The sequence below is a fragment of the Aequoribacter fuscus genome (assembly GCF_009910365.1).
In the GTDB taxonomy this organism is placed as follows: Bacteria; Pseudomonadota; Gammaproteobacteria; order Pseudomonadales; family Halieaceae; genus Aequoribacter; species Aequoribacter fuscus.
The window spans coordinates 2020180-2039013 of record NZ_CP036423.1 but is presented as its reverse complement, the minus strand read 5'-3'; the positions used below and the strand labels follow the sequence as shown (position 1 = coordinate 2039013).

Here is an 18834-nt window from a genome sequence, read left to right as displayed (position 1 = left end):
AACTTGGGATAATTGTGCGAACAGAGGAGTAAGGGCGGGGGTGGTCGAATCACCGTGTACTGGGTTGCTCTCCTTTTTTGTAGGTGACTAGGGTGGTGGTAGTCGCTTGCTCATGATTGGACGGCCATGTCTTTAAATCACACAATCTATTCGACATAATCTCGTAAGTCAGCTGCTCGGGTTATTGACGCTGCGAGCTGACTGACATGGCAAGGGGTTTAAACGTGCGATGTCGCGGCGTTGGTTGTTAATATAAACCACCTGAAACTATTTGGGCTTAGAACGAAGTGTTATCTAGATTGGTTTGAATCTCCCCGTTGAGGTGCCGTGAGCGATTAATGACAGTTGTCGAAATACAAAAATCCGGTCCTTTATCGACGTTTCAAGACTTAGGGCGTGTGGGGCACCAGCACCAAGGCGTCAGAGTCTGCGGTGCCATGGATACCTTTGCATCGCGCGTCGCTAATCGTCTTGTTGGCAACACAGATGACTGTGCTGTTATTGAATACACGCTCTTGGGCGATACTGTAACGTTTAGTGGGCCGGCAATTGTAGCGATGACTGGCGCAGACGCCGAGTGTCGCGTTAATGGGCAACGCCTATCCATGTGGCAAACACTGTGGCTTGAGCCTGGCGCCACGCTGACTATTGGTGGCATGGCTTGGGGTGTGCGTGCTTATTTGGCCGTCTCGGGTGGCTGGGCCGTGACACCCGTGTTAGGAAGCGCAAGTACGGACTTGGCCGCGGAATTTGGCGGACTTGATGGACGAGCATTAAAAAAAGGCGATTTTCTTCGGTTCAATACGGGCGTGGGTGACGAGACCCCGGCCATGAAAAAACTGTCTGCCAATCGATATCGTGAGGTGTATCACCGCGACCAAGAGGTCATTCCCCTGCGTGTGCTGCTAGGCCCAGACAGTGACCATTTTCATTCACGGTTTGTCGCCGCACTGGATCAGCTTCAGTTTCAGATAAGCTCAGACAGTAATCGTCAGGGCATCACACTAGATTGCAAACATTATGACGGGCCGATTCATGGCGCCTTGGGGCCTGATATCATTTCATCGTTTACGACTTTTGGTATGATTCAAATTCCGCGTCACGGACGCCCGACCGTTTTGATGGCGGACCGTCAGTCGACCGGTGGTTTCGCCCGATTTGCCAAGGTTATCGACGCCGACTTGCCGACTTTGGCGCAATGCCGTCCTGGTCAATCGGTGTGTTTGGTGCCCGTCAGTTTGGCGGAGGCTCGGGCTGCTAAGTTATATCAAGACGCGATCGTTGATTCCATTTAGCAATCTGCGAGCTGTCTATTTTGGTGCGTCAAGCCAGTTCTTGGTGCGTCTTGACCGGGGTCATTGCGGGTATCGAGTTACTTTTATCGGGAAATTGTCGACTTCGACTGAGGTTTCACTCGTTTTGTGGATTGTGGCACGGTGTTTGCTTTTATCACCGTGTTCCATCCAGTACACATTACTTGCGCCGGTTTGTTAACCGGCGTTTTTTTTGCTGAAACGCTTCATCTGTTCGTTACTGACCTCCTCAACGTGGCTAATTTCGATACACTAGGGCACGACGATTCATTGAGGGATAGACATGCGGAACAGTACGCCAGTTATTGTGGGTGTTGGGCAAATTGTGGAACGTTTGGATGCCACAGATTACGATGGCTTAACAGCCGTTGAACTTGCTTCGAGAGCGGTAGAGCTAGCCATAGCCAATGCGGGCGCCGACATTGTTTCCAACCTTGACGCTATGACCGTGATTCGCACCTTTCCTGATTCTGTTCCCAAGGCTGTACAGCCTGTGTTGGCACCCTTTGGGTGGCCCGATAATTTCGCGGGGTGTATTGCCGATCGACTGAACATTTCTGGTGCTGAGGTCAACCACTCGGGCGCCTGTGGTAACGAACCACAGAAATGGGTTGGTATTTTTGGTTCCCGTATTGCTGCGGGCGAGATTCGCGCCGCGGTCATTTGTGGTGCCGAGGCCATCGCCACCATGCGCAAGGCAAAAGCGGAGGGGCAATCTTGGGATTGGACTCAGCACAGCGATTACCCCGTGAATGATCCCGGCATGAATACCGATTTTATGACTGAAACCGAGCTACAGCGCCACGGTGGTGCTGTGCCCGTATCGGTTTATCCCTTGCTCGAACAAGCCCGAAGGTTAAGTCTGGGGCTTTCTTCCGAAGATTACGCTTTGCAAATGGGAGCATTGTTCGCGCCGTTTACAGAAGTGGCGGCCAGCAACCCTTATGCGATGAGTCAAAAAACCCTGAGCGCAACCGAAATCGCCACAATTACCGAGCGCAATCGTATGGTGGGCGATCCGCATCCCAAAAGCGTTGTAGCAAGGGACTGGGTGAATCAGGGTGCCGCGGTGGTTATAGTGTCAAGCGCGCTTGCCGATTCGTTGGGTATTGCTGACGATAAGCGGGTGTATGTCCATGGCTACGCCGATACCGTTGAGAGGGTTGTGTTGGAACGTCCCGATTTAGGTGTAAGTCCTGCCATGCACAGTGCTTACGACGTCGCACTGGCTGCCGCTGGAAAGACCTTTGCTGACATGCGCTACGTCGATTGTTATAGCTGCTTCCCAATCGCGGTATTCAACGCCCTGGATTATTTCGGATTGCCCCTTAATGGGGATGTGCCTTATACCCTTACTGGTGGGCTCCCCTATTTTGGTGGTCCCGGCAATAACTACTCGATGCACGGTATTGCTGAGGCGGTAGCGTGCGCTCGTGCTGATCGTGGAGCTTTTGCCCTAGTGGGCGCTAATGGGGGGTACATGTCAAAACACTCGGTCGGTATTTATTCGACGGAGCCCTGCGGTTGGCCTGAGAACAGCAACAGCCGTGCACAGACTGAACTTGATGCCATTGGATCTGTTTCTCTGGATCTGGAACCCGCTGGTCAGTACAACCTAGAAACCTACACAGTGATTTACAGAGGCGATCAACCCCAGGTTGCCATTGCGATTGGTCGAAGCGCGGCAACAGGACATCGGGCGATTGCCGTATCACCAGATCCTGACGTGATGCAAAGAATGGGTGAACTAGCTCTGGGCGCTCAGATCGCAGTAAACGTGGGTCAACCGGTCAACACATTCTCTATTGTGTGACAGTGTGTTCAAAGTAATGCGGTAGGGTTTGACGATCGCTCTTGCTAAAGTAGCGTTTTGGTTGTGAGTTCTTGTGTATGAGTAAACGTTTTGTCCCCGAGGGTTTTGTCCCTTGTGCTTTCGAGGTGCCGGTCCCATTCGTCGATAATTTAGAGGTGTATTACCGCGAACACGCCGATAGTGTTGATATTGGTGCTTGGGTGCTAGATGACTATCGCAACGGCGGGCCGATGGCACACGGTGGTTTTTTGATGACCCTAGGTGATATCGCTACGGGGCACGCGATCAGCATGCGTAAAGGAATCAATCGCTTCAGCGTTCATATTAGCTTTAACATGAATTTTTATACCAGTGTTCCAGTAGGGGCGTGGCTTGAAGTACGCGCTAAAGTAACAAAAGAGGGCCGCGAACTGGTGTTTTCTACTTGCGATTATGTTGTGGATGGGCAAGTGGTAGGGCATGCAGACGCTGTGATGAAATCGGCTGAAATCCGCAAAGGTAAGGAGTCGGTAAGGGATGCGTAATATGCGGTATCAAAGCTTTCAATGCGATTTAGTCCGCTATCCATTCACTATAAAACTCAGCACCCGATATGGCGATTGTGATGTATTGGCGCACATCAACAATGTCGCCTTTGCCCGGCTATTCGAAGAGTCGAGAATACGCTTTAATCTGGCCTTGCATAAATCAGACAACTTGAGTCATTTTGAGCGTCGAGATCGATTGATGTTGGTCGCGACCCACATATTCTACTTAGCAGAAATGAATTACCCATCGGATGTCACGATCGGCGTCGGCGTTATGCGTATTGGGTCAAGTTCGTATACGCTGAGTTGCGCGATGTTTAATGAGCAGGGCGATTGCGTAGCGGTCAATCAATCGACGATTGCCAATGGTGAAAATGGCAAGAGTTCGCCCATGAGCGACGAATTGCGCCAGGCGGCTGGTCAATTCTTAATGAATCTTGAGGGTGTTGAGGTACAAGAGTGAAGCAGCTGCCCACACCTTATGGGCACAGCCCTTTACGCCGCCCCAATTCGGTAAGGCGAACCACCCACATTGATATGACATGGCCGGATGGCGAAGAGCGCCCTATGCAGTTTGTAGGCTGTGGGCGCGACATTTTAACCACGGAGCAAGACCACCCGATACAAGTGCTGGTGCAAGACGACTTCACGGCGAGCGTCACCATGGATCGAAAGATATTGTCTATTGAGTCATGCTGTCGTCGTTGCGATGTAAGTGCTCTCGCAGGATTCACCGGCGGAGCTTACTTGCGTGCAGTCTTGCAAGAGCGCTTTCCAGACGAGCGCAAAGCGGGTACGCCACTGTATTTATTGCTCGATGACTTGTCTGGCGCCAGTTTGATTGCGGGTTGGGCGTTTACACAACGTCCGGGCTATGTGGACGATTTTAATATTCAGGTGGTTGAAGATCCGAGTTTAAGACAAACGATGATGAACGTTTGTCTCGGTTTTGCAGAGGGCTCGACCTCATTATCGGGTGAGTTAGGCAGTACCACCAGCGAACGGTGTGCAGTAGTAAAGTCTTTAGTGAACCCTGAAGACCCTGATGGATGGCCTGTAATGGCCGAATACTGTGAAACCTCGATGCGGCGCGCGCGTCGAATAGACGTCTGGTCTGAGGGCAACATCACTCGAGCTGAAGTCTATTTTCAGGACACAGCGAGTCGGGCAGATGGCTCCCGCGTGGCCGTTCATGAGTATTGTTTGCAGGCCTATATCGACGCGGCAAACGGGACTCTTGCGCGTCTTGACGCTGATCCGCACATTCTGCCTTACCCCGAGTGCCCCAATGCGATCGCGAATCTTGAACGTCTGATTGGGACCCCGGTGAAGGAGCTAAGAACAACCGTGCTAAAACGCCTAGCGCGAACCGAAGGCTGCACCCATCTCAATGACGCTGTCAGAAGCCTGGCGGAAGTGCCGGTTTTGGCGAATTATCTGAGTTAGCGCTCGAGTATTGTCGTGTTCAATAGTGCAAGAAAGAATGGGGTAAGGCTCTCACGAGCCCTACCCGCGAGGGTTTAGACGCGTTCGATAATAATCGCGGGCGCCATACCACCGGCGGCACACATCGTGACCAAGCCAAACTGTAGGTCGCGACGCTCGAGTTCATCCAGAATCGTACCGATTAGAATCGAACCGGTTGCACCGATCGGGTGGCCAAGTGCCATGGCGCCACCGTTGACGTTTACCTTGTCGCGATCAAGATTTAAATCGCGAATAAACTTCTCGGCAACAATCGCGAAGGCTTCGTTGATTTCAAACAAATCGATATCCGAAATTTTCATGCCGGCCTTTTGCAGTACTTTTTTAGCGGCTGGAACCGGGGCGTTCAGCATAAGCTCGGGTGAGTCACCCATATTCGCCATAGCAACAATACGGGCGCGAGGTTTCATACCGTGAGCTTTCGCATAGTCAGGTGAGGCCATCAGAATAGCCGCAGCGCCGTCGACTACGCCTGAAGAGTTGCCTGCGTGATGCACGTGTTTGATATCTAAGCCAGGATAAGCCTGATGCACCAACTGTTTATAGGTCGTGCCTGCCTCGTTTAGCGGGTAGTCCGCCATTGGAGCAAACGACGGTTGCAGTGCAGAGAGCGATTCAAGCGTTGTGCTGGGACGCGGGAACTCTTCATGATCCAGTGCTAGCGAACCATCTGGTCGATAGACAGGGATCAAGCTTTTGGCGAAATGCCCATTCTTGATCGCGTAATCTGCTCGCTGCTGTGAGACAACTGCCAACGCATCAAGTGCGGTACGATCAATGCCTTCCAAGGTGGCAATAACGTCCGCGCAAATTCCCTGATGGGGCTGGGGATGACGCTCTCGCAAACGCAGGTTGTCGCTGTCGATAAAGGGCGATTGCGTTGGATCTGAACCGAAGGTCGACATCATCTCACAACCACCAGCGATGACTAAATCTTCAAAGCCACTCATGATGGATGCCGCGGCCATGTTGACCGATGTGATGCCAGACCCACAGAAGCGGTCGAGCGTTACGCCAGAGGCGCGCGTGTCGTAGCCGGCGTCCAGTGCTGCCATACGGGCTAAATCGCCGCCTTGCTGACCGCGCTGTGAGCTGGTGCCAAAAATGATGTCGTCAACTTCTGCGGTATTGAGTTGATTGCGTTCGGCAATAGCGGCCAATACGGTAGCACCAAGATGTTGAGGATGCTGGTCCGCGAGAGCGCCTTTGCCTTTTTTACCAATGCCGCGCGGAGTGCGACAGGCGTCAATAATCCATGCTTCTGCCATGATATTCTCCTTAGCGACCTTTCCAAACGGGTGCACGTTTTTCGGCGAAAGCAGTGGCTCCTTCGATTGCATCTTCGCTGGTCATGACTGGCAGCACGATTTCGTTTTGCTTGGCGAACATGACGTCGCTGGTCCAGTCTTGGGCGTTGTCGACCACTTCTTTACTTTTGGCTACCGCGAGCGGGCCATTGGCAGCGATCTTGGCAGCCAGGGCCTTGGCGCCCTCGAGTGCCGTTCCTGCTGCGACGACTTGGTTAATGAGGCCCAGCTCGTACGCGCGTCCGGCGCTCACGAAATCACCGGTCAGCGCCCACTCTTTGGCGATGCGTTGAGGAATTTGCTTGGGCAATTTCACTAAGCCACCTGCGGCGGCTGCGAGGCCACGCTTAACTTCAGGAATACCGAATTTAGAGGCATCTGAGGCAACGATCAGGTCGCAGCTGATAGCAAGTTCGAAACCACCGGCCAAGGCATAGCCTTCAACGGCTGCAATCAAAGGTTTGGCGCAGCGATACTCGCACAGGCCTGCAAATCCGCGACCTGCAATCATGGGTGTCTCACCACGAACAAAACCTTTTAGGTCCATACCTGAACAGAATGTGCCACCGGCGCCTGTTAAGATCGCAACGTGGATATCGGGTGAGCTTTCGAGTTGATCGATCGCTGCCGCGACACCTTCCGCTAGGGCTTTGTTAACCGCATTTTTTGCGGCGGGTCGGTTGAGGGTGATGACCATGATGCCATCGGCAACATCCACCAATACGGGACTTTCTTCAGACATAAACTACTCTCCTTATTTTTAAGCTTGCGTTATGTATACGGTGTTAACAACAACGTTTAAGGCTCACTCATTTTGGCCGAGCAATCAAGTCAATTCTGATTGAATCAACTCGCAACTTCGTTCATACAATTACGAAAGGACTGCGAGCACGAACTGAATGACTGCTGGTAGCGTGTTTATTGCAGAGGCGGGGGGATGTGCTGTAAGACTTCTTCTAGGGCCTGCTCAGTGGGTTTACTGCCGTCGATTAGGATGTTGGCGTGTGCGCGGGAGGGTTCCACAAATGCGTTGTGCATAGGGGCAACAGTTTCGTTAAATTGTGCGTGAGCAAACGCTTGGGTGCGGCCTCGATGCTCCACATCACGCTCTATACGCCGCGCGAGGCGCAGTGCTTCGTCGGCGTGCACGAATACACGGAGATCCAGCAGAGGGTGCAATATTGATTGCTCGAGCACTAGAGTGCCCTCAACAATGACGATATCTGCCGAGTGAATCGGTTCGGTTTGCACACAGCGTTGGTGTTGAGCGAAGTCATAAACCGGGCACTGGATGGTATCGCCAGCTCTGAGCAGTGCTAGCTGATCGCGCATCAAATCGAAATCAAGGGCCGACGGGTGATCAAAGTTGACTCTATCACGCTCTGCTTTTGTCATGCCCGTGAGATCTGCGTAGTAAGAATCCTGCATCAGCAGTGTTGCATTGACACCCTGCTTAGCCTGGTAGTACTCCGTCAGCGCTCGAGCGAGTGTCGTCTTTCCGCTGCATGAGCCGCCCGCAATCCCTACTACAAATGCCACTAGCCTGTGTTCCTCATTCCCGCCGCGACACCCGCAATGCTGACCATGATGGCTTGCTCTACTAAGGTGTCGTTCTGATTTCGCTCGCGACGCAGAAGCTCTGCTTGAAGTAAATTGAGCGGAGCCGTGTATATGTTACGCAAGCGAATCGATTCTTTACCCCACTCATCGTGTTGGAGCAGCTGGTCTTGATTGAGCAAGTCCAGCACAGTGGTCGCATCTTGCTGAAGTTGTTGCCTCAACGCAATACCTAGCGGCAAATAGTCCGCACTGACCAAGGTGTCGTCGTAGTATTCGGCGATCAGCAGGTCAGCTTTGGCAAATACCATTTCAAGCATCGAGATGCGCGTTCTAAAGAAAGGCCAGTCGGCGATCATTTGTTGAATGACAGATTGATGGTTAGAGTCCTTAATTGCCTCAGCAAGCGCCTGACCGGCGCCGAGCCAGGCGGGCAGCAACAAACGGTTTTGTGACCAAGCAAAAATCCAGGGAATAGCGCGCAGAGTTTCTATGCCACCGCCCGAACGGCGTCGCGCTGGCCGCGATCCCAGCGGCAAATTTGCCAGCTCTTGTTCTGGGGTGGCTTCTCGAAAGTACACCAAGAAGTCTGGGTTGTGGCGCACGTAGTCACGGTAGTGCTGGCAAGATGCGTCCGCAAGCCCGTGCATCAGCTCTCGCCATTCTTGCTTGGGTTTTGGTGGTGGTGAAACGTTTGCCTGCAAAATTGCACTGCTGTAAAGAGCAAGGGTGTTACCTGCAAGCGCAGGTAGGCCTAGTTTGGTTCGGATCATCTCACCTTGCTCGGTGACGCGCAGTCCCTGTGCTAATGAACCGGGTGGTTGCGACAAAAGAGCGGCTTGGGCGGGAGCTCCACCTCGCCCTATTGTGCCACCTCGGCCATGGAATAAGGTTAGTGCTACCCCTTTGGCTTGACAGGTTTTAATGAGCGCTTCTTGCGCCTGATACTGAGCCCAAGAGGCAGCGAGAACGCCAGCATCTTTTGCCGAGTCGGAATATCCGATCATAACCATCATGTAATGTTTGATGTAATCACAAAACCCTTCGAGCTCGAAGAGTTGTTGCACAACGCTCTGGGCGTTTTGGAGATCGCTGAGCGTTTCGAATAAAGGCGCGACGGGTAGCATACTTTGGCACCCAGCCTCTTTCATCAGCAGGTATACGCTTAACACGTCAGACGCGGAGGAGGCCATCGAGATCACATAGGCGCCGAAGGCCTCGCGCGGGTGACTCGCGATGACTCGCGTCGTCTGCAACACTTCGTTGACTTCATTGCTTCCAGTGAATGAGCGAGGAAGTAAAGGACGCGGATTGTTTAGCTCCTTTAGCAGGAATTCGCAGCGTTCAGATTCGGTCCATTGGTGATAGTCTCCCAGGCCGAGCGCCGCCACAATTTCGGCTATGGCTTGGCTATGACGCCCCGATTCTTGCCGAATGTCTAACGTGACCAAGTGCGGGCCGAACGCGTGAACTCGTCGAATGACATCCAGCAGCAAGCCTTTTGCGATGATGCTCATGCCGCACTCGTGCAGCGAAGTGTAAGTGAGTTCGAGCGGTGCCAAGACCTGTGCTTTAGTGAGGGGGATTGGTGCCGCTTTGTCATCTTTGATCGCGTGCATCAAGGCAGTTCTCTGTTTTTCCAACAGATCGCGCAAAGGCCGCAATAGGCTGCGATATGGCTCGTGTGCGTCGCCCACGTGATCGCGCACACTTTGATTACACTCGGTAACTGAGAGTTCCTCGATTAAGGTATTTAAGTCGTGGCTGAGTAAATCGGCGGCTTGCCACTGACTTAAAAGCAGTGTTTCTTGCGTGATGGCTGCCGTGACATTGGGGTTGCCGTCACGGTCGCCGCCCATCCAGCTGGAAAACTTTACCGGCGTCCAATCAAGCTTGGCTTCAGGTAAATTGAGCTGTTCACGCATCAGGTCGAGCTCTCGTAAGAAGTCTGGAACGGCTTGCCACAGACTGCGTTCAACGACTGCATAACCCCCTTTAGCCTCGTCGATTGGCGAGGGGCGATTCACGCGGAAATCACGGCTGTACCAAATTTGAGTGATTAACGAGCGCAAACGGGCGACAATTTTGACTTGCTTACTCGGAGTGTCTTCATGCTCTAGCATGCCCAAGCACTGATCGATTTCAGCGTACTTATTAATCATCGTGCGCCGAATAATTTCGGTAGGGTGAGCAGTCAAGACCAAATCGATCTTCAGATTGTCGAGAGCGTCCTCTAGCACTTGCTGCCTGGCATCGATATTTTGCAATTTGCTCGCCGCTTCGCGCAGTATCGCCGCAGGATTTTGGCCGAAGTCATGGCTGGTTGAGTGGTGTTGGTCGGCGATATTCGCGAGAGTCAGAAATTGACCAAACGCACGTGCAACGCCCAAGGCTTTTTCGTTAGAAATGGGCGACAAGAGATGCTGAAGATCTTCAAAGTCGTTTTTTGCGCGCGCGGATTTTGATAAGCGCCGAATGGCTTCGACCGTTTCGTAAAAGGCCTCTCCTTCCGCCTCGGAGATAATTTCTCCCAGCAAACGCCCCAGCAATTTTACATGTTTACGAAGTGATTCGGTATTTGATGAGGTGTTTGCTGGCGACATAAACTGACCTTTGTGGTTAATCCTGGCTAAGACGAGTGGGTTTAAGACTATTTTTGATGCGGGCAAGGTGCGGTAAAAATTCTTCACCTTTACGAAGGGTGACACCGGTCGCGAGTACGTCTAGCACTACTAAGTGCACAATTCGAGAGGTCATGGGCAGATACTCATCGGTGTCCTCGGGCACGTCCAGCTCCAGGGCCCATTGGCAGGCCTGCGAGAGAGCGGAATTGGGTGCTGTAAGACCCACGACAGTCGCACCATTTTCACGAGCCAATTGTGCCGTTTCGATTAAGGTTTTTGTGCGGCCGGTGTGTGAGATACAGAAAAACAAGTCTCCGACACCGCCGGCAGATGCCAGCATGCGCTGCATGAGCGGGTCATGGTGAGACGATACCGGAGTGTTGAACCGAAAGAACTTGTATTCAGCGTCGGTTGCCACTGCTGCTGAGGTCCCCAACCCAAAGAAGTAAATGCGACGTGCTTGAACTAACTGATCGACCACTCTGGCGACTAAGGCGGGATTGATGCTGTCGCGCACTAAACTCAGGGCATGAATCGAATTGTTAAAAATTTTCGGTGTGAATTCGTCCGATGAGTCTTCGAGCTCTACGGCGGAGGATACGTAGCGAACGCCTGACACTAAGGACTTGGCGAGCTTTAATTTGAAGTCGGGGAATCCGCTAGCGCCAAAACGCTTGCAGAATCTGTTGACGCTGGGTTCGCTGACCTTTGCCTTGGTCGCCAGCGTCGCGATTGACGACTGAGTGGAGGCCTCCGGGTCATCAAGAATCACCGCCGCAACCTTCTTCTCTGACTTGTTCAGATTCGGTAACGCGGTTGATATTGTCGCGAGTAAATTTTCCATATAGGTGTCTCTCTATCGGCCCTGCCGCTTGCGGGTATCGGTTTTTCTATTATTTGCTCGTTACAAAGTTACATTTTTAAGCCTTCTTATACACTATAAAACAGTTTTTTTGCAAAAATTACGCGTTTTTTCGTAATAAAAAGAAAAAAATATTGACTGAGATCGGGGTTGGGGGCAGTATTTGTGTAACAAAACTACATTTTAACGGTTTTTGGGAGGCAGCATGATTAAGATTGCGATCAACGGATACGGTCGAATTGGACGAAATATCTTGCGCGCTTATTACGAGCGGCCAGAGCTCCGTGACAGTATGGAAATCGTTGCGATCAACGATCTGGGCGATGCTGAAATGAACGCGCATCTCACGCGGTTTGACACTGCACACGGTCGATTTGGCTTCCCAGTTCAAGTGGTCGATTCCCACCTCGTGATTGACGGTGACCGTATCAAGGTATGCTCAGAGCGTGATCCCAGTCAGTTACCCTGGAAGTCACTTGAAGTTGATGTGGTGTTCGAATGCACCGGTATTTTTCGCCACCGCGCTGATTTGCAAAAGCACATTGATGCGGGAGCCAAGCGCGTCATTCTGTCTGCACCGGGCGATGATCTTGATGCCACGATCGTCTACGGCATCAACCACGATACGATTAAACCGTCGGATACAATCATCTCGAATGCTTCTTGCACAACCAATTGTCTGGCACCTTTAGTAGCGCCTTTGCATCAAACGGTTGGTATTGAGCAGGGCTTTATGACCACGGTACATGCCTACACTAACGATCAATCGCTGAGCGATGCGTACCATTCAGATCCGTTCCGCGCGCGTGCTGCGGCGCTGTCAATGATTCCAACCAAAACAGGTGCCGCAGCTGCGATTGGTTTAGTCGTTCCTGAACTCAACGGTCGTCTTGACGGGATGGCGGTTCGAGTCCCAACATTAAATGTGTCTCTGGTTGACTTAACCTTCGTCGCAACGCGTGATACCACCGCGGAAGAGATCAATTCGATTATGAAGCAGGCGGCCGATGCAGACGCCTACGGCGTGCTTAGCTACAACGCACAACCTCTGGTGTCGATCGACTTTAACCACACCAACTTCTCAAGCAACTTCGATTCTAATCACACTCGTGTTGATGGCCGTTTGGTAAAAGTGCTTGCATGGTATGACAACGAGTGGGGCTTTTCGAATCGTATGCTGGATAACGCACTGGTGTTTGCCGCCTCTGCGAGTAACGGTAAGCATACCAGCCAAGCCGCTTAAGTTTTTTTAAGGTACCCATGTTGAGTCCTGTCTGTCTTGGTACCTTGTAGGGGAGCGTCTGCTCCCCTTTTTTTATATTCATCGCACATCGCACATCGCACATCGCACATCGCACATCGCACATCGCACATCGCCAAATCGCCATCGGCTTATCAAATCTTGGTGCGCCGCTAGCGCACAGACTCGTGATTTGTTTTGTGAACAGTCAGTGCGCTGCTTTGACCGAGCGCGGTTGGCGGGGCTGTCGGCAAAAGTGTCTGAGCACGAGGCGATAGACGAGTGCGAGTTTTTGAGCCGTCGGCATTAGCGGGAGGGCGCGAGCAAAATAAATGACGAGACGGAAGCGGATCAGTATCCATTAAGCCTGGTTGAAGGCATATAACCGTGATTCCTCGCCATTAGCGAAATGGCGCGGCGCACTATTTCCTTATAAACGCCGCCGCTCAAGGAACCTCGAGGTCTTAGTCGGCGTAATAAATCTGTAGAGGTGTCTGCTGCTGCAACGCAACCGCTCTGATGGGCATATCGGTCGCGTGACTTTCTGGCGTAATGGCCTGCTCAAATACCTTGGACTTGTTAGCGCCGGTAATGTGAAGCACTAAATTCTGAGTTCGAAGTAGGCGGGCAAGGGTCATGCTGATGCGTGCATGCGGTGCGGTAGCAGGGTGCACCGCAATCAGGGCGTGTGGGCTTTGCGGATCAAGTCCCTGGGTTAAGGCCGGCGTGTTTGGGAAAAGCGAGGCCGTATGAGCATCGCCGCCCATTCCCAAAATGACAAGGTCGAAGGTAGGCAGGGCACTGAATTTTGCGTCCAGTGTTGCAGCGCCTATCTCGGGCGTCTCATCGCCTGAATACAGCGATGCAAATTGCGCGCTTGTGGCCGCGTTCTGTAATAAGTTCTCATAAACCAAGGCTTCGTTGCTGTCGGCGTGATCTGGTGCAACCCAACGCTCGTCCGCAAGTGTGACGGTCACTTTGGACCAGTCAAGGGTCTGGTTTTGACTAAGGGTTTGGAAAAAGCCCATGGGTGTGCTTCCGCCGGACACGACTAAGTAGCCATGACCGCGAGTCTCGATAGCCTCCGCCAGTGTTTGTGCCGCGAATCTTGCCAGTTCTTGGTCTAAAGTCGCACGAGAGTCAAATCGGTTCCATTCATTCATGCCAGCTACGTCCGTCTTTTTCAATCAGCAACTCTGCTTTTGCTGGGCCCCAGGAGCCCGCGTGATACTGCTTTGCTTGGATGTTTTGTAATTGGCAAGCGCGAATGAGGGTGTCGCACCAGCGCCAGCTTTCTTCGATCTCTGAGCGGCCAACGAACAACGATTGGTCGCCGTTAATGGCGTCTAAGAAGAGACGTTCGTAAGCGTCTGGAATGCGATTCATCTCGGACGACCCCAAGAAATCGAGGTTTAGGTCGTGGGTGACGAGGCCGAGCTTGTCTTTCAGCGTCTGTTTTTTCGCCACCATTTTCATTTCGATGCCCTCGTTGGGCTGTAGACGAATTACCAATGAATTTGGGATGTTGTCGCCGCCTGAAAAAATGTTGTGCGGTAGCTTTTTGTAGGTAATGACAATTTCGGTCATCTTTTCAGGCAGCCGTTTTCCGGTTCGTAAATAGAACGGCACGCCGGCCCATCGCCAGTTGTCAATGTGTGCTTTGATCGCGACGAAGGTTTCGGTATCTGATTCGGGATTGGTGCAGCCTTCTTCTTCGGTATAGCTCGGTACGCTCAGGCCTTGGCTCCAGCCCTGGCCGTATTGCCCTCGAACAACGTGATCGGCGACCGTATCCACATCGATAGGACGAAGCGCTTTTACGATCTTCACTTTTTCGTCGCGGATACTTTCAGCGGACATAGAGTTGGGTGGTTCCATTGCTACCAAGCATAGGAGCTGCATCAAGTGGTTTTGTACCATGTCTCGCAATTGACCTACCTTGTCGTAGTAGGACCAACGGCCTTCAATACCGACGGTTTCAGCGACTGTGATTTGTACGTGGTCAATGCAACTTTGATCCCATTGGGCGTTGATAAAACGGTTCGCAAAGCGCAATACCAGCAGGTTTTGTACCGTTTCTTTACCGAGATAATGATCAATGCGGTAAATTGAGCCTTCTGGGAAGTAGCGCCCAACGGTTTCGTTTACCTTCTCTGAACTTGCTAGGTCTTCACCAATGGGCTTTTCTAAAACGATGCGACAATCGCCGGTCAGGCAGTCTGCACTGGATAGATTATCGCATATGGGCGCGAATAGACTCGGTGGCGTAGCCAAGTAGAACAAGCTGACTCGCGTATCGTCCAGCCATTTTGATAAGGCATTTAGATTTTTTGCGTCGCTGAAATCCGCTTTGATATAGGTAAAGTAGCTCGCGAACTTCGTCCATCGCTCTTCCGACCAATGTGTATGATTGATGGCGGATTGCATGCGCTCTTTTAATCTTGATAAAAACGCATCGGTCTGGACGTCATCGCGCGCGACTGCCGCAATACGAAACGACTCGGGTAGCAGCTCGCAGCCACTCAAATGGTATAACGCTGGAAATAATTTACGCGCGGACAAGTCGCCGCTGGCGCCAAAAATAATCAAATCTGTCGGTTGCATGGCCGATCTCCTTGTTAGCCTAGGCGGCAGCGACGATATCGCTGGCGAGGACTACGGCTTCGGCCGCCAATTGTCGAATGGCGTCCCAGTTTCTGGATTGAATCGCATGTTTTGGTGTGATCCATGAGCCGCCTACCGCAATGACGGCGGGTAAGCTGAGGTAGTCTTTCAAATTGTTGGGCGAGATTCCGCCTGTTGGACAAAATTTCACATGGGGGAAGGGGCCCGAATAGGCTTTTAATGCCTTCGCGCCGCCGTTGGCCTCAGCTGGGAAAAACTTTAAAATTTCATAGCCTGCATCCATCGCCGCGATCATTTCTGAGGCGCTAGAGACGCCCGGCAGCAGTGGTAGGGCGGTTTCTTTTGCCGCATCGAAAATCGATTGGCTAGAGCCCGGTGATACGATGAATTGTGCTCCCCGATCCCTGCATGCTCTCAGTTGGTCACCGTTGCATACGGTGCCCGCACCGACGATAGCGTTAGGTACCGCTTTGGCAATGCGTTCAATGGCGTCTAGAGCACAGTCGGTGCGCAGAGTGATTTCCAAGGCGGGCAGACCGCCGGCGACAAGTGCCTCGGCCATAGGGATGGCTGTGTCGAGATCGTCGATAACCAGTACCGGAACGACAGGTGCCGCCGTGATGAAGTCGTAATTAATGCTCATGAATTCTCCAGAATGTTCAGGCGCTCGGCTGCGCCAAGCAAGCCCAGGTGATCTTTAGTGATGACTCTCAGGACAATAGGTTGTAAGTAGGATTTGAAACGGCCTTTGGCCTCAAAGCGAGCGCGGAACTCGCTGTTTCGCAAAAGTTCTGGGTAGCGTGGCGTGATGCCTCCAGCGATGTAGACTCCACCCATAGCGCCAAGCGTCAGGGCGAGATTACCCGCGGTTGATCCTAAGATAGCAAAGAAAGCGTTCATGGCTGACGAGGCCAAGCTGTCGCTGCCATCATTTGCCGCTTGCGCTATCGCCGCAGCGCTGTCGAACTTTGCTTCTCGCCCTTTGATGTTGGCAATGGCTTCGTAAATGTTGATGATTCCCGCGCCCGACAATAATCGTTCGATCGATACGCGCTCATAACGTTTCTGCAGCTCCGTCAAGATTGAGATTTCGAGCGGTGTGACCGGCGCAAAGTCGGCATGTCCACCTTCTCCACCGACAACGCTGTAGCCTGAATCAGGGTTGGGTATTAATGAGGCCACCCCTAAGCCTGTGCCCGGGCCCAAGACGATAATGGGTTTGTCGACAGTGGCAGAGTGGCCACCGATTTCAATGTAATCAGAGCTTTTCAAGCTTGGGATTGCGTAGGCGACTGCGGCGAAGTCATTAATAACAACGAGCGCGGCGCCACCGAGTTGGTGGCTGATATCCGATTTTTGGAAGCGCCACGAGCTGTTGGTGAACTGAATGATTTCATTGTCGGGTACGCAGGCTACTGCGAGGCATGCAAACCGCGGCAGTTTTTCATGTTGTTTTAAACTGTCGATTTCGTTCAAGAATTGTGCCAGTGCATCCTCAAATTTCGGGTAGTCGGCAACCGCGTAGCTGTGGGTGATTTCCAGTTGTTGAGTCCGGCGACAAAACACACCGAAGCGGGCGTTCGTCCCTCCGATATCGGCGACTAAATTCCAGTCTTTCATCATGATAGGCCCTATTCGGTAGCGCTCTGTAATGCGTTGAGTGCCGTGGCTTCGTCAAATAAAAACGTAGCGCCCGTTTCCGCACTGCTCAACAAGGCGCGGGTCGCGGCGAATAAATCACGGCCGCAGTTGTCGTCTTCGATGGGCGCCGACGCTTGAATTCGTTGGCTGAATTCTAGCTCATCAATATGAACTTGCAACGTACCCTTGGTCGCGTCGACCTCGATCAGATCGCCGTCTTGGATTCGACCGATCCAGCCTCCGCTCGCAGCTTCCGGCGAAACGTGTATGGCGGCGGGGACTTTGCCTGAAGCTCCCGACATGCGTCCATCCGTGACCAGGGCAACCGCAAAGCCTTTGTCTTGTAAAACCCCCAAAAAGGGTGTGAGTTTGTGTAGTTCAGGCATGCCATTGGCCTTTGGGCCCTGGTAGCGAACCACGACCACACAATCTTTGTTCAGTTCACCTGCTTTAAATCGAGCCTCGAGAGCATGTTGACTGTCAAATACCACAGCGGGCGCCTTGACGATGCGGTGTTCTGGAGCGACAGCAGAGATTTTGATGACTGCTCGACCGATGTTGCCATCGAGCTGACGCAGTCCGCCCTCGGGGTCAAACGGTTTTGCAACAGCGCCTATGACCGAATCATCCAGACTTGTTTTGGGGGCAGGTGACCACTGTATTTGGCCGTGCTCTAATTTTGGCTCGACACAGAAGTCGGCAAAGTTCTCGCCCCAGGTAGTCAGGGCGTCGCCATGCATCAACCCATTCGATAACAGTTCAGTGAACAGAGCGCCAGTGCCGCCAGCAGCGTGAAAATGATTGATATCAGCCGATCCGTTTGGGTAAACCTTGGCTAAAAGCGGTGTGACGCGAGACAGTTTGTCCATGTCTTCCCAGCTGATGATAATGCCAGCGGCTCTCGCCATAGCGATGAGGTGTATCGTGTGGTTAGTTGACCCACCGGACGCGAGCAGAGCAACAATGCCATTAACGACGGCACGCTCATCGACAACTCGACCCAGAGGACGGAAGTTCTTGGATTTGCCAGAGATTTTGGTGATGTGCTGAGCTGTGTAGCGTGTCAGGGCGTCTCTTAACTCCGTGCCTGGGTTCACAAAAGAGCTTCCGGGTAATTGTAGCCCCATTGCTTCAAGTACCATTTGATTGCTGTTCGCCGTGCCGTAGAAGGTGCAGGTGCCCGCCGAGTGATAGGATGCTGATTCTGCTTCTAACAATGCGTCGCGACCGACCTCACCTTGGGCGTAGAGTTGTCGGATTCGCAGTTTCTCTTTGTTGGCAAGACCTGTGGGCATTGGGCCTGCAGGTACAAACATTGCCGGTAAGTGGCCGAATCGTAGTGCGCCGATGAGCAGTCCCGGCACGATCTTATCGCAGATTCCCAATAGCAACGCGGCGTCAAACATTTGATGTGACAAAGCCACAGCAGTGGATTGGGCAATATGATCTCGGCTGAGCAGACTCAGCTCCATGCCCGCCTGTCCCTGCGTGACACCATCGCACATCGCAGGTGTCGCGCCTGCAACTTGACCGGTTGACCCGAGCTCACGCAAGGCCTCTTTAATGATGTCGGGATACCCTTGGTAGGGCTGGTGGGCGCTCAGCATATCGTTGTAAGCGGTGACTATGCCTACGTTAACCGAGTCCATGAGTTTGAGGGTTTGTTTGTCAGACTCCTGGCAGGCCGCAAAACCGTGAGCGAGATTGCCACAGCTGAGGCGCGCACGATCCGGCGCCTCGTTGGCGTCGCGGTCCAAACGATCCAAATAATTTTGGCGCAGAGCTTTGCTGCGTTCGCGTATTTGGGCGGTAACTTGTTCAAGGACAGGATGCATAGCTC

The 18834-nt window shown here is 52.5% G+C and carries 16 protein-coding genes; 6 read left to right on the top strand and 10 right to left on the bottom strand.

Annotated features, from left to right (window positions below; translation table 11 throughout):
• Positions 1-338: 338 nt before the first annotated feature.
• The 5 genes from EYZ66_RS09145 (at position 339) to EYZ66_RS09125 (ending at position 5099) form a co-directional block, all read left to right on the top strand.
• The gene (locus EYZ66_RS09145; RefSeq protein ID WP_009576240.1) at positions 339-1295 is read left to right on the top strand and encodes a 5-oxoprolinase subunit C family protein; all 957 of its coding nucleotides are present in this window, start codon (positions 339-341) and stop codon (positions 1293-1295) included.
• A gap of 301 nt (positions 1296-1596) precedes the next feature.
• Positions 1597-3126: an acetyl-CoA acetyltransferase gene (locus EYZ66_RS09140; RefSeq protein ID WP_009576238.1), complete on the top strand. Its 1530-nt coding sequence runs from the start codon at positions 1597-1599 to the stop codon at positions 3124-3126.
• Between the two features lie 77 nt (positions 3127-3203).
• A complete protein-coding gene (locus tag EYZ66_RS09135) occupies positions 3204-3650 on the top strand; it encodes a PaaI family thioesterase (protein ID WP_009576237.1) in 447 nt (148 codons plus the stop codon).
• A gap of 1 nt (position 3651) precedes the next feature.
• A complete protein-coding gene (locus EYZ66_RS09130) occupies positions 3652-4116 on the top strand; it encodes an acyl-CoA thioesterase (RefSeq protein ID WP_158027009.1) in 465 nt (154 codons plus the stop codon).
• The gene (locus EYZ66_RS09125) at positions 4113-5099 is read left to right on the top strand and encodes a DUF2889 domain-containing protein (protein WP_040816834.1); all 987 of its coding nucleotides are present in this window, start codon (positions 4113-4115) and stop codon (positions 5097-5099) included. The genes EYZ66_RS09130 and EYZ66_RS09125 overlap by 4 nt, the downstream gene beginning before the upstream one ends.
• Positions 5100-5173: 74 nt before the next feature.
• Here the strand turns inward: EYZ66_RS09125 and EYZ66_RS09120 are convergent, their stop codons facing one another.
• The 5 genes from EYZ66_RS09120 to hexR all read right to left on the bottom strand — a co-directional run bounded on the left by EYZ66_RS09120 (position 5174) and on the right by hexR (position 11470).
• Entirely contained in the window at positions 5174-6406 is a 1233-nt protein-coding gene (locus EYZ66_RS09120) for an acetyl-CoA C-acetyltransferase (RefSeq protein WP_009576233.1), read from the bottom strand.
• Between the two features lie 10 nt (positions 6407-6416).
• Positions 6417-7187 (bottom strand): crotonase/enoyl-CoA hydratase family protein, encoded by a 771-nt coding sequence (locus tag EYZ66_RS09115; protein ID WP_009576232.1) that lies wholly within the window; start codon positions 7185-7187, stop codon positions 6417-6419.
• A 176-nt stretch (positions 7188-7363) separates the two neighbouring features.
• The gene (gene udk / locus EYZ66_RS09110; protein ID WP_009576231.1) at positions 7364-7984 is read right to left on the bottom strand and encodes a uridine kinase; all 621 of its coding nucleotides are present in this window, start codon (positions 7982-7984) and stop codon (positions 7364-7366) included.
• A complete protein-coding gene (gene ppc / locus EYZ66_RS09105) occupies positions 7984-10605 on the bottom strand; it encodes a phosphoenolpyruvate carboxylase (RefSeq protein WP_009576230.1) in 2622 nt (873 codons plus the stop codon). Before ppc ends, udk begins: the two co-directional genes overlap by 1 nt.
• A 16-nt stretch (positions 10606-10621) precedes the next feature.
• Positions 10622-11470, bottom strand: coding sequence for a transcriptional regulator HexR (hexR, locus tag EYZ66_RS09100; protein ID WP_009576229.1), 849 nt, complete (start codon positions 11468-11470; stop codon positions 10622-10624).
• A gap of 223 nt (positions 11471-11693) precedes the next feature.
• Between hexR and gap the strand changes: the two genes are divergently transcribed.
• Entirely contained in the window at positions 11694-12731 is a 1038-nt protein-coding gene (gene gap / locus EYZ66_RS09095; protein ID WP_009576228.1) for a type I glyceraldehyde-3-phosphate dehydrogenase, read from the top strand.
• Between the two features lie 461 nt (positions 12732-13192).
• Here gap and pgl read toward each other — a convergent pair whose 3' ends face one another.
• Genes pgl through edd form a run of 5 tightly spaced genes read right to left on the bottom strand, consistent with a single transcriptional unit; the run spans position 13193 to position 18829 of the window.
• On the bottom strand, positions 13193-13891 hold the full coding sequence (pgl, locus tag EYZ66_RS09090) for a 6-phosphogluconolactonase (RefSeq protein ID WP_009574636.1): 699 nt from the start codon (positions 13889-13891) through the stop codon (positions 13193-13195).
• Complete coding sequence (zwf, locus tag EYZ66_RS09085) at positions 13884-15332, bottom strand: glucose-6-phosphate dehydrogenase (protein ID WP_009574637.1); 1449 nt, start codon at positions 15330-15332, stop codon at positions 13884-13886. The genes pgl and zwf overlap by 8 nt, the downstream gene beginning before the upstream one ends.
• Positions 15333-15351: 19 nt before the next feature.
• Positions 15352-15996 carry a bifunctional 4-hydroxy-2-oxoglutarate aldolase/2-dehydro-3-deoxy-phosphogluconate aldolase gene (locus EYZ66_RS09080; RefSeq protein WP_009574638.1) on the bottom strand — a complete coding sequence of 215 codons (645 nt, stop codon included), beginning with the start codon at positions 15994-15996 and terminating at the stop codon, positions 15352-15354.
• Entirely contained in the window at positions 15993-16976 is a 984-nt protein-coding gene (gene glk / locus EYZ66_RS09075) for a glucokinase (protein WP_009574639.1), read from the bottom strand. Before glk ends, EYZ66_RS09080 begins: the two co-directional genes overlap by 4 nt.
• An 8-nt stretch (positions 16977-16984) precedes the next feature.
• Positions 16985-18829 carry a phosphogluconate dehydratase gene (gene edd, locus EYZ66_RS09070; RefSeq protein ID WP_160195653.1) on the bottom strand — a complete coding sequence of 615 codons (1845 nt, stop codon included), beginning with the start codon at positions 18827-18829 and terminating at the stop codon, positions 16985-16987.
• Between the last annotated feature and the right edge of the window lie 5 nt (positions 18830-18834).

Bases quoted from the DNA above. Each gene is read 5' to 3' on its own strand.
- EYZ66_RS09080 (WP_009574638.1), bottom strand. From the start codon at position 15,996: ATGAGCATTAATTACGACTTCATCACGGCGGCACCTGTCGTTCCGGTA.
- hexR (WP_009576229.1), bottom strand. From the start codon at position 11,470: ATGGAAAATTTACTCGCGACAATATCAACCGCGTTACCGAATCTGAAC.
- EYZ66_RS09145 (WP_009576240.1), top strand. From the start codon at position 339: ATGACAGTTGTCGAAATACAAAAATCCGGTCCTTTATCGACGTTTCAA.
- EYZ66_RS09120 (WP_009576233.1), bottom strand. From the start codon at position 6,406: ATGGCAGAAGCATGGATTATTGACGCCTGTCGCACTCCGCGCGGCATT.
- zwf (WP_009574637.1), bottom strand. From the start codon at position 15,332: ATGCAACCGACAGATTTGATTATTTTTGGCGCCAGCGGCGACTTGTCC.
- EYZ66_RS09115 (WP_009576232.1), bottom strand. From the start codon at position 7,187: ATGTCTGAAGAAAGTCCCGTATTGGTGGATGTTGCCGATGGCATCATG.
- ppc (WP_009576230.1), bottom strand. From the start codon at position 10,605: ATGTCGCCAGCAAACACCTCATCAAATACCGAATCACTTCGTAAACAT.
- gap (WP_009576228.1), top strand. From the start codon at position 11,694: ATGATTAAGATTGCGATCAACGGATACGGTCGAATTGGACGAAATATC.
- EYZ66_RS09135 (WP_009576237.1), top strand. From the start codon at position 3,204: ATGAGTAAACGTTTTGTCCCCGAGGGTTTTGTCCCTTGTGCTTTCGAG.
- EYZ66_RS09140 (WP_009576238.1), top strand. From the start codon at position 1,597: ATGCGGAACAGTACGCCAGTTATTGTGGGTGTTGGGCAAATTGTGGAA.
- EYZ66_RS09130 (WP_158027009.1), top strand. From the start codon at position 3,652: ATGCGGTATCAAAGCTTTCAATGCGATTTAGTCCGCTATCCATTCACT.
- edd (WP_160195653.1), bottom strand. From the start codon at position 18,829: ATGCATCCTGTCCTTGAACAAGTTACCGCCCAAATACGCGAACGCAGC.
- pgl (WP_009574636.1), bottom strand. From the start codon at position 13,891: ATGAATGAATGGAACCGATTTGACTCTCGTGCGACTTTAGACCAAGAA.
- glk (WP_009574639.1), bottom strand. From the start codon at position 16,976: ATGATGAAAGACTGGAATTTAGTCGCCGATATCGGAGGGACGAACGCC.